9 protein-coding genes are annotated in these 9,280 nt (G+C 67.7%); 6 read left to right on the forward strand and 3 right to left on the reverse strand.

Annotation, left to right across the window (positions count from 1 at the left end; translation table 11 throughout):
• Positions 1-212: 212 nt before the first annotated feature.
• The 5 genes from glyQ to G3O00_RS36115 are packed head-to-tail and all read left to right on the forward strand — an operon-like array spanning position 213 to position 5,655.
• On the forward strand, positions 213-1,217 hold the full coding sequence (gene glyQ, locus G3O00_RS36095; protein WP_006477868.1) for a glycine--tRNA ligase subunit alpha: 1,005 nt from the start codon (positions 213-215) through the stop codon (positions 1,215-1,217).
• A 22-nt stretch (positions 1,218-1,239) separates the two neighbouring features.
• Positions 1,240-3,339, forward strand: coding sequence for a glycine--tRNA ligase subunit beta (glyS, locus tag G3O00_RS36100; RefSeq protein WP_206145854.1), 2,100 nt, complete (start codon positions 1,240-1,242; stop codon positions 3,337-3,339).
• Positions 3,340-3,349: 10 nt separating this feature from the next.
• Positions 3,350-3,913, forward strand: a complete 564-nt coding sequence (gmhB, locus tag G3O00_RS36105; protein WP_011353135.1) for a D-glycero-beta-D-manno-heptose 1,7-bisphosphate 7-phosphatase — start codon at positions 3,350-3,352, stop codon at positions 3,911-3,913.
• Between the two features lie 43 nt (positions 3,914-3,956).
• Complete coding sequence (locus G3O00_RS36110; RefSeq protein ID WP_011353136.1) at positions 3,957-4,721, forward strand: lysophospholipid acyltransferase family protein; 765 nt, start codon at positions 3,957-3,959, stop codon at positions 4,719-4,721.
• 46 nt (positions 4,722-4,767) lie between these two features.
• A complete protein-coding gene (locus G3O00_RS36115) occupies positions 4,768-5,655 on the forward strand; it encodes a SprT family zinc-dependent metalloprotease (protein WP_206145855.1) in 888 nt (295 codons plus the stop codon).
• Positions 5,656-5,762: 107 nt separating this feature from the next.
• Here the strand turns inward: G3O00_RS36115 and gloA are convergent, their stop codons facing one another.
• On the reverse strand, positions 5,763-6,152 hold the full coding sequence (gloA, locus tag G3O00_RS36120) for a lactoylglutathione lyase (protein WP_011353138.1): 390 nt from the start codon (positions 6,150-6,152) through the stop codon (positions 5,763-5,765).
• Between the two features lie 381 nt (positions 6,153-6,533).
• On the opposite strand from gloA, the gene G3O00_RS36125 reads away from it, so the two are divergent.
• Positions 6,534-7,469 (forward strand): DMT family transporter, encoded by a 936-nt coding sequence (locus tag G3O00_RS36125; RefSeq protein WP_206145856.1) that lies wholly within the window; start codon positions 6,534-6,536, stop codon positions 7,467-7,469.
• A 100-nt stretch (positions 7,470-7,569) separates the two neighbouring features.
• Here G3O00_RS36125 and rsmA read toward each other — a convergent pair whose 3' ends face one another.
• Both rsmA and pdxA read right to left on the reverse strand, forming a co-directional pair.
• A complete protein-coding gene (rsmA, locus tag G3O00_RS36130; protein WP_071335053.1) occupies positions 7,570-8,397 on the reverse strand; it encodes a 16S rRNA (adenine(1518)-N(6)/adenine(1519)-N(6))-dimethyltransferase RsmA in 828 nt (275 codons plus the stop codon).
• Between the two features lie 49 nt (positions 8,398-8,446).
• A partial coding sequence (gene pdxA, locus G3O00_RS36135) for a 4-hydroxythreonine-4-phosphate dehydrogenase PdxA (protein ID WP_206145857.1) occupies positions 8,447-9,280 on the reverse strand: 834 nt, incomplete at its 5' end.

Consider the following 9,280-nt stretch of genomic DNA (forward strand, 5'->3'; position numbering starts at 1 on the left):
TTTTCCCGACACGACGCTCTTCCGAGCTCCCGGGCAGGCCGCAAGAACGGGGCCGACGGTGCGCCCGCCCGCGTTCCGGCCGCATCCGCTCGCCGATCCGGTAAAATTACGCGTTTCAGCACACTAACAAGCCGCGCCGCCGCGCGAGCCGACCCTCCGGGCCCGCCCGGAGCGCCGCCCGCAACGGAGCGCCAGCGCCACGAAGGCTCTTCATGCTTACGTTTCAGCAAATCATCCTGACGCTGCAGTCCTACTGGGACAAGCAGGGTTGCGCCCTGCTCCAGCCCATCGACATGGAAGTCGGCGCAGGCACGTCGCACGTCCACACGTTCCTGCGCGCGGTCGGCCCCGAGCCGTGGCGCGCCGCGTACGTGCAGCCGTCGCGCCGCCCGAAGGACGGCCGTTACGGTGAGAACCCGAACCGCCTGCAGCACTACTACCAGTACCAGGTCGTGCTCAAGCCGGCGCCGGAAAACATCCTCGACCTGTACCTCGGCTCGCTCGAGGCGCTCGGCTTCGACCTGAAGCAGAATGACGTGCGCTTCGTCGAGGACGACTGGGAAAACCCGACGCTCGGCGCGTGGGGCCTCGGCTGGGAAGTGTGGCTGAACGGGATGGAAGTCACGCAGTTCACGTATTTCCAGGAAGTCGGCGGCCTCGAATGCAAGCCGGTGCTCGGCGAGATCACGTACGGCCTCGAGCGCCTCGCGATGTACCTGCAGAAGGTCGAGAACGTGTACGACCTCGTGTGGACCGAGTGGGAAGAGCAAGGCCCGAACGGCCCCGAGCTGCGCCGCCTGTCGTACGGCGACGTCTACCACCAGAACGAGGTCGAGCAGTCGACCTACAACTTCGAGCATGCGAACGTCGACCTGCTGTTCACGTTCTTCAACAGCTACGAAGCGGAAGCGAAGAAGATGATCGACGCGCAGCTCGCGCTGCCCGCGTACGAGCTCGTGCTGAAGGCCGGCCACACGTTCAACCTGCTCGACGCACGCGGCGCGATCTCCGTCACCGAGCGCGCGGCGTACATCGGCCGCATCCGCGCGCTGTCGCGTCTCGTCGCACAGGCTTACTACGACTCGCGCGAGAAGCTCGGCTTCCCGATGCTCGGCAACCCGCCGGGCGTGCCGGGCCTCACCACCGACGCCCAGGACGCCGCACAGCCGGCGTGGGCGCCGCCGCTCAAGGTCGAACGCAAGATCGATCAGGACTGACGAGACGAGATTCATTCCAATCATGACGCACAATCATCCCGCCCCCCTGCTCGTCGAACTCCTGACCGAAGAGCTGCCGCCGAAGGCCCTCGCGCGCCTCGGCGACGCATTCGCCGAAGGTCTTGCGCAACGCCTCGCGGCGCGCGACCTCGTCGAAGGCGAACTCGTGTTCGAACGCTACGCCACGCCGCGCCGCCTTGCCGTCGTCGTGCAGAACGTACGCGCCGTCGCCCCTGAAAAGCAGGTCCGCGAAAAGGTCCTGCCCGTGTCGGTCGCGCTCGACGCCGAAGGCAAGCCGACCGCCCCGCTCGCGAAGAAGCTCGCGGCGCTCGGCCACCCGAACCTGTCGATCGCCGATCTCGAGCGCGCGCAGGACGGCAAGGCCGAAGCGTTCTTCATCAACTATTCGGCAGCCGGCGCGACGCTCGCCGACGGCCTGCAGGCCGCGCTCGACGAAACGCTCGCGAAGCTGCCGATCCCGAAGTTCATGACCTACCAGCGCCCGGACGGCTCCGACGTGAAGTTCGTGCGCCCGGTGCATCGCCTGACGGTGCTGCATGACGATCGCATCGTGCCCGTCACCGCGTTCGGCATCGACGCCGGCGACACGACGCTCGGCCACCGCTTCCTGTCCGACGGCCTCGTCGCGATCCAGCATGCGCGCGCGTACGCCGACACGCTGCGCGACAAGGGCCACGTGATCGCGCACTTCGTCGATCGCCGCGAAACGATCCGCACGCAGCTGAACGAGCACGCGAATGGCGATACCGTCGTGATGCCCGAGTCGCTGCTCGACGAAGTGACGTCGCTGGTCGAATGGCCGGTCGTCTACCCGTGCCGCTTCGAGGACGAGTTCCTGCAGGTCCCGCAGGAATGCCTGATCCTCACGATGCAGACGAACCAGAAGTATTTCGCGCTGACCGACGTCGCCGGCAAGCTGCGTTCGCGCTTCCTGATCGTGTCGAACATCGAGACGAAGACGCCGGGCGAGATCATCGAAGGCAACGAGCGCGTCGTGCGCCCGCGCCTCGCCGATGCGAAGTTCTTCTTCGAGCAGGACAAGAAGAAGCCGCTCGCCGACCGCGTGCCGCAGCTCGCGAACGTCGTGTATCACAACAAGCTCGGTTCGGCGCTCGCACGCGTCGAGCGCCTCGAAGCACTAGCCGGCGAGATCGCGCCCGTGATCGGCGCCGACGCGACGCTCGCGAAGCGCGCCGCGCGTCTCGCGAAGGCCGACCTGCTGACCGACATGGTCGGCGAGTTCCCGGAACTGCAGGGCACGATGGGCACGTACTACGCGCGCCACGACGGCGAAGCCGACGACGTCGCGCTCGCGTGCGCCGAGCACTACCAGCCGCGCTTCTCCGGCGACGCACTGCCGACCACGCCCGTGTCGACCGCCGTCGCGCTCGCCGACAAGCTCGAGACGATCGTCGGCATCTGGGGCATCGGCCTCGCGCCGACCGGCGAGAAGGATCCGTTCGCGCTGCGCCGCCACGCGCTCGGCGTGCTGCGCCTGCTGCTCGAGAAGCAGCTGCCGCTCGATCTCAAGTCGCTGCTGCGCACGGCCCATGCACGCTTCGAAGGCGTGCCGGGCGTGGCCGAATCGACCGATGCGATCCTCGCGTTCTTCATGGATCGCCTGCGCGGCCTGCTGCGCGAGCGCGGCTATTCGGCCGGTGAAATCGACGCGGTGCTGAGCCTGAACCCGACGCGCGTCGACGATCTCGTCGCACGCCTCGACGCGGTGCGCGAATTCACGCGCCTTGCGGAAGCCGAAGCGCTCGCGGCCGCGAACAAGCGGATCTCGAACATCCTGAAGAAGTCGGAAGGCGGCGCGAACGGCACGGTGCAGCCGACGCTGCTCGTCGAGGCGGCCGAGAAGGCGCTGCACGAACAGCTCGCGGCCGTGACGCCGCACGTGCAGTCGCAGCTCGAGGCGCGCGCGTATACGGGCGCGCTGTCGGCGCTCGCCGCGCTGCGCGCACCGGTCGACACGTTCTTCAACGACGTGATGGTCAACGCGGAAGATCCGGCACTGCGCGCGAACCGTCTCGCGCTGCTGTCCGCGCTGCACCAGCAGATGAACTGCGTCGCCGACATCTCGAAGCTCGCCGCATAAGGGCCGCACGATGCCGACCAGCCCCAACCGAAAGCTCGTCGTCCTCGACCGGGACGGTGTGATCAACGTCGATTCGGATGCGTTCATCAAGACGCCCGACGAATGGATCGCGCTGCCCGGCGCCCTCGAGGCGATCGCCCGGCTCAACCACGCGGGGTATCGCGTGGTCGTCGCGACCAACCAGTCCGGCATCGGTCGCGGGCTGTTCGACATGGCCACGCTCAACGAGATGCATCTGAAGATGCATCGCGCGGCGGCCGCGGTCGGCGCACGTATCGACGCGGTGTTCTTCTGCCCGCACACGGCCGAGGATCACTGCGACTGCCGCAAGCCGAAACCCGGCATGATGCAGATGATCACCGAGCGCTTCGAGATCGATCCCGGTCACACGCCGGTCGTCGGCGATTCGCTGCGCGACCTGCAGGCCGGCGTCGCGGTCGGCTTCCAGCCGCACCTCGTGCTCACCGGCAAGGGCAAGAAGACGCTCGCCGCCGGCAACCTGCCGCCCGGCACGAAGGTTCACGACGACCTGCGCGCGTTCGCGCTCGATTTCCTTTCACACGAACACGAGTGATGCAGCCGCCGCGCGCATCCTCCCTAACGCCTGACTTACGCCGATGCGCTTCGTCCGTTCCCTGCTGCTGCTGATCTACTTCATCCTGTACACGGTGCCGTACGCCACCGCGTGCTTCATCGCCTTTCCGTTCATGCGCTCCGACGCGCGCTACTGGATGGCGGCCGGCTGGTGCAAGTCGACGCTGTGGGTCGTGCGCTGGCTGAACGGCATCCGCTACCGGATCGAAGGGTACGAGAACCTGCCCGACGGCCCGGCGGTGCTGCTGTCGAAGCACCAGTCCGCGTGGGAGACGCTCGCGTTTCCGGCGCTGATGCCGAGGCCGCTTTGCTACGTGTTCAAGCGCGAGCTGCTGTACGTGCCGTTCTTCGGCTGGGCGCTCGGGATGCTGCACATGGTCAACATCAACCGCAAGGAAGGCAAGAACGCGTTCACTTCGGTGATCCGCCAGGGCAAGAAGCGCCTGTCGGAAGGCGCATGGATGATCATGTTCCCGGAAGGCACGCGCACGCCGGTCGGCAAGCAGGGCAAGTACAAGACGGGCGGCGCGCGTTTCGCGATCGAAACCGGCGCACCCGTCGTGCCGATCGCGCACAATGCAGGTCGGGTGTGGCCGCGCAACTCGTTCACGAAATTCCCGGGCGTCGTCACCGTGTCGATCGGCAAGCCGATCCCCAGCGAAGGGTTGACGCCCGATGCATTGAACTCGCAGGTCGAAGCATGGATCGAAGCGGAAATGCGCCGGATCGATCCCGATTCGTATCGCCAGGCGGGTAATGCCGGCACGCGCGATGCCGCGCGTGTCTGACGCCCCCAGGTTGCAGCCGTTGCGTACGACAAAAAGAAGCGAACTGATGAAACAGCGTCCGCGGCCACGGCCTGCCGTCGTGGCCCTCGATCATCGCCAGATGGACCTGCCGCTCTTCGACGGGCCGGCCGCCGCACCGTCGGCGCCCGCCACGCCGCCGGCGCCGCCCGAAGCGGCACCCGCCGGGCCCCTCGATCCGGGCCCGGCACCCGACCGCTCGCGCGTGCGGACGTTCGCACTCGACAGCCGCGTACTCGAATACCGCCTGAAGCGCTCCGCGCGCCGTACGATCGGCTTCACGATCGACGGCAGCGGGCTGTCGATCACCGCGCCGCGCTGGGTCACGCTCGCCGACATCGAAGCCGCGATCTCCGAGAAACAGCGCTGGATCTTCGCGAAGCTCGCCGAATGGAAAACCCGCACCGAGCAGCGCGCGCTGCCGCAGATCGACTGGCGCGACGGCGCGCAGCTCCCGTATCTCGGCAAGACGGTGACGATCGCGCTCGGCGCGGGCGCCGTCGCGTTCGACGCCGATGCGCTGCGGCTCTCGCTGCCGCTGCCCGTGCAGGCCGACATGCAGCAGATCAAGGATCGCGTGCAGGGCTGGTTGCAGGGCGAAGCCAAGCGGATCTTCGGTGAACGCCTCGTGGTCTACGCGGAGAAACTCGGCGTCACGTATTCGATGTACGCGCTGTCGTCGGCCGCGACGCGCTGGGGCAGCTGCTCGAGCGACGGCAAGATCCGCCTGAACTGGCGGCTGATCCATTTCCCGATGTCGATCATCGACTACGTCGTCGCGCACGAGCTGTCGCACCTGCGCGAGATGAACCACAGCCCGGCCTTCTGGCAGACCGTCGAATCGATCTTCCCCGAGTTCCGCGAAGCGCGGCACACGCTCAAGCATCACCCGCCCGAGCTGCTGCCGTCGCTTTGACGCGTAGGGCGTCGCCGCCCACGAAAAAGGGCGATGCGGGTCACCCCGCATCGCCCTTTTTGCTGCTGCGGCGCACATCGCATGCCGCAGCCCGGTTCATCCGGCGCTCAGTGCGCCTTCTTCTGGATGAACTCGATCTTGTAGCCGTCCGGATCCTCGACGAACGCGATCACGGTCGTGCCGTGCTTCATCGGGCCCGCTTCGCGCGTGACCTTGCCGCCTTGCGCCTTGATCTTGTCGCAGGCCGCGTAGGCGTCGTCGACTTCCAGCGCGAGGTGGCCGAAGCCGTTGCCGAGATCGTAGGCCGGCGTATCCCAGTTGTGGGTCAGCTCGATCACGGTGTTATCGCTTTCATCACCGTAGCCGACGAATGCGAGCGTGAACTTGCCTTCCGGATAGTCGTCGCGGCGCAGCACCTTCATGCCGAGCAACTCGGTGTAGAACTTGATCGAGCGGTCGAGATCGCCGACTCGCAGCATCGTATGCAGCAATCGCATGGGTTGTACTCCTGTGGGGACTTTCCAGAACCGGGAACTCTACCAGAGTCGGGTGAACTTCGCCGGGGGCGCCTGGCCGGGGGCGCCTTGCCGGGGCGGCAGCCGCGGGCTCAAAGCCGGAGCGCGGCCGATACGGCCCATCGGCGCCAACCCGCGCGCGCTACGGCGGAAAACGGCACGATCCAGCTCGCCCGGCGATCCCGCCGATCGGGTAACATCCTTCCACCTCGCACCAAAAACGGGCATGCGACCCACTGCCCGAACGCGACCACCCCTCCCCCAAGACAGCCACACTGCCGTGCGAAACCGCCGATTCGAGCGCGCCGGATGCGCCGCCCTCCCGATCCCGCAGCCGTCGTACCGAACCGGCGAGGTCCGGCAATGACCGCGCTCGCCGCCGCCCCCGTGCGCCGCGCACTCGACACGCGCGCCGTCGGCCTGATGCTGCTGCTGTGCGCGATCTGGGGTTTCCAGCAGGTCGCGATCAAGAGCACCAACGCCGCGATCGCGCCGATGTTCCAGGCCGGGCTGCGCTCGGTGATCGCGGCGGTGCTGCTATGGGGCTGGGCGCGCTCGCGCGGTACGCCGCTGTTCCAGGCGGACGGCACGTTCGGCGCGGGTCTCGCGGCCGGTGCATTGTTCGCCGGCGAATTCATCTGCGTGTTCTTCGGGCTGACGCTGACGAGTGCGTCACACATGGCGATCTTCCTGTACACGGCACCGTGCTTCACCGCGCTCGGCCTGCACCTGTTCGCACCGGGCGAACGGCTGCAGCGCACGCAGTGGGCCGGCGTCGGCCTGGCATTCGCCGGCATCGCGCTCGCATTCGCGGACGGCTTCCTGAAACCGCGCGCACCCGGCGCATCGGTACTGGCCGGGCTCGCCGGCGACGCGCTCGGGATCCTCGGCGGCGCGATGTGGGCTGCGACGACGGTCGTCGTGCGCTCGACGGCGCTTGCGCGGGCGAGCGCGAGCAAGACGCTGTTCTACCAGCTCGCGGTATCGGCGGTCGTACTGGTCGCGCTTGCCGCACTGTTCGGCCAGGTGTCGTTCGCGCACGTCACGCCGGTCGCGGTGGCGAGCCTCGCGTACCAGTCGGTGATCGTCGCGTTCGTCAGCTACCTGTCGTGGTTCTGGCTGCTGACGCGCTACAGCGCATCGCGGCTGTCCGTCTTCACGTTCCTGTCGCCGCTGTTCGGCGTTGCGTTCGGCGTGCTGCTGCTCGGCGAATCGGTCGGCTGGCGCTTCATGTCCGCGGCTGCGCTCGTGCTGACCGGCATCGCGCTCGTCAACGCACCGGCACGCCGGCGGGCATGACGACCCAGCGCAACACGCGCCCGTCCGCGCAATAAAAAAGGCTGCCCCACGGGGCAGCCTCTTCCGCACATCCGCTCCGGCGCGGCGCGCGAGACTCGCCTTAGCCGGCCTTGCGCACCGCCGCGAGCGCCTGCGCGACGCCGACGTATTCGGCCACGCTCACATCCTCCGCGCGGCGCGCGAGATCGAAGCCGAGCGTGTCGAAATCGATCGTCTCGCGATAGTCGCCGAGCGTATTGCGCAGCATCTTGCGGCGCTGCGAGAACGCGGCGGTGACGATTTCGCCGAGCAGCACGGGATCGACGTCCGGCAGTTCGTGCGGCTCGTACGGAATCATCCGGACGATCGCCGAATCGACCTTCGGCGGCGGCTGGAACGATTCCGGCGGCACGTCGAGCATCTTCTCCATCACGTAGCGGTACTGCAGCATCACCGACAGCCGCGAAAACGCCTTCGTGCCCGGCTCCGCGACCATCCGTTCGACGACTTCGTTCTGCAGCATGAAGTGCTGGTCGATGACCGCATCGGCGAACGTCATCAGGTGAAACAGCAGCGGGCTGGAAATGTTGTACGGCAGGTTGCCGACGATCCGCAGCGACGGCTTGTCGCCGGGCGCCGCGAGCGACCGGAAGTCGAACGCGAGCGCGTCGCCCGCGTGCAGTTCGAGCAGCGCGCCGAAGCGTTGCTGCAGGCGCCCGATCAGGTCGCGGTCGAGCTCGACCGCATGCAGTGGCGACTCGGGCGTCGCGAGGCGCTCGATCAGCGGCTCGGTCAGTGCGCCGAGCCCGGGGCCGATCTCGACCATGCGCTGGCCGCGCGCGGGGCCGATCGTCGAGACGATCGAGTCGATCACGCCGTGATCGACGAGGAAGTTCTGCCCGAAGCGCTTGCGCGCGAAATGGCCTTGGTGCTGTCTGCTGTTCGACATCGACTGAGTAAAACGAAAAATACGACGAAAGAGGTAAAGCCGGGCCGCTTCAGGCCGTGCGGCGATGGCGCGCCATCGTGACGGCCGTGTCGAGCGCGGCGATCATGCTGCCCGGATCCGCACGGCCCGTGCCGGCCAGATCGAGCGCCGTGCCGTGATCGACCGACGTCCGGATGATCGGCAGCCCGAGCGTCACGTTGATGCCCTCGCCGAACGTCGCATACTTCAGCACGGGCAGCCCCTGGTCATGGAACATCGCGAGCACGCAATCGGCATCGGCGAGATGGCGCGGCTGGAACAGCGTGTCGGCCGGATACGGGCCGCGCGCGTCGATGCCCTGCGCATTCGCGCGGGCCAGCGCCGGCGAGATCACGTCGATCTCCTCGCGGCCGAGATAACCGTTCTCGCCCGCGTGCGGGTTCAGGCCCGTCACGAGAATGCGCGGTGCGGCCAGGCCAAAGTCGCGCCGCAGGTCGCGATCGATGATCGCAAGCGTCTCGACGAGCCCGTCGATCGTGAGTGCGGCCGACACATCCTTCAATGGCAGGTGCGTGGTCGCGAGCGCGACGCGCAGCGGCTGGTGGCCGGTACCGGCCAGCATCATCACGACACGCGGCGTATGCGTGCGCTCCGCCAGGTATTCGGTATGGCCGGTGAACGGCACGCCCGCGTCGTTGATCGTGCTCTTTTGCAGCGGCGCGGTGACGATCGCGTCGTACCGGCCTGCCAGTGCGCCGTCGATCGCCGCGTCGAGCAACCCGAGCACGTACGGGCCGTTCGCAGCGTCCAGCCGGCCCGCCTGCACAGGCACGGCGAGCGCGTGATGCGCGACCGACACCGGCCCGCTGCCGGCCAGCGTGGCCCGGTCGGCGCCGACGGCCGC

The sequence above is a fragment of the Burkholderia sp. Ac-20384 genome (genome assembly GCF_017104605.1).
Lineage (GTDB): Bacteria > Pseudomonadota > Gammaproteobacteria > Burkholderiales > Burkholderiaceae > Burkholderia > Burkholderia lata.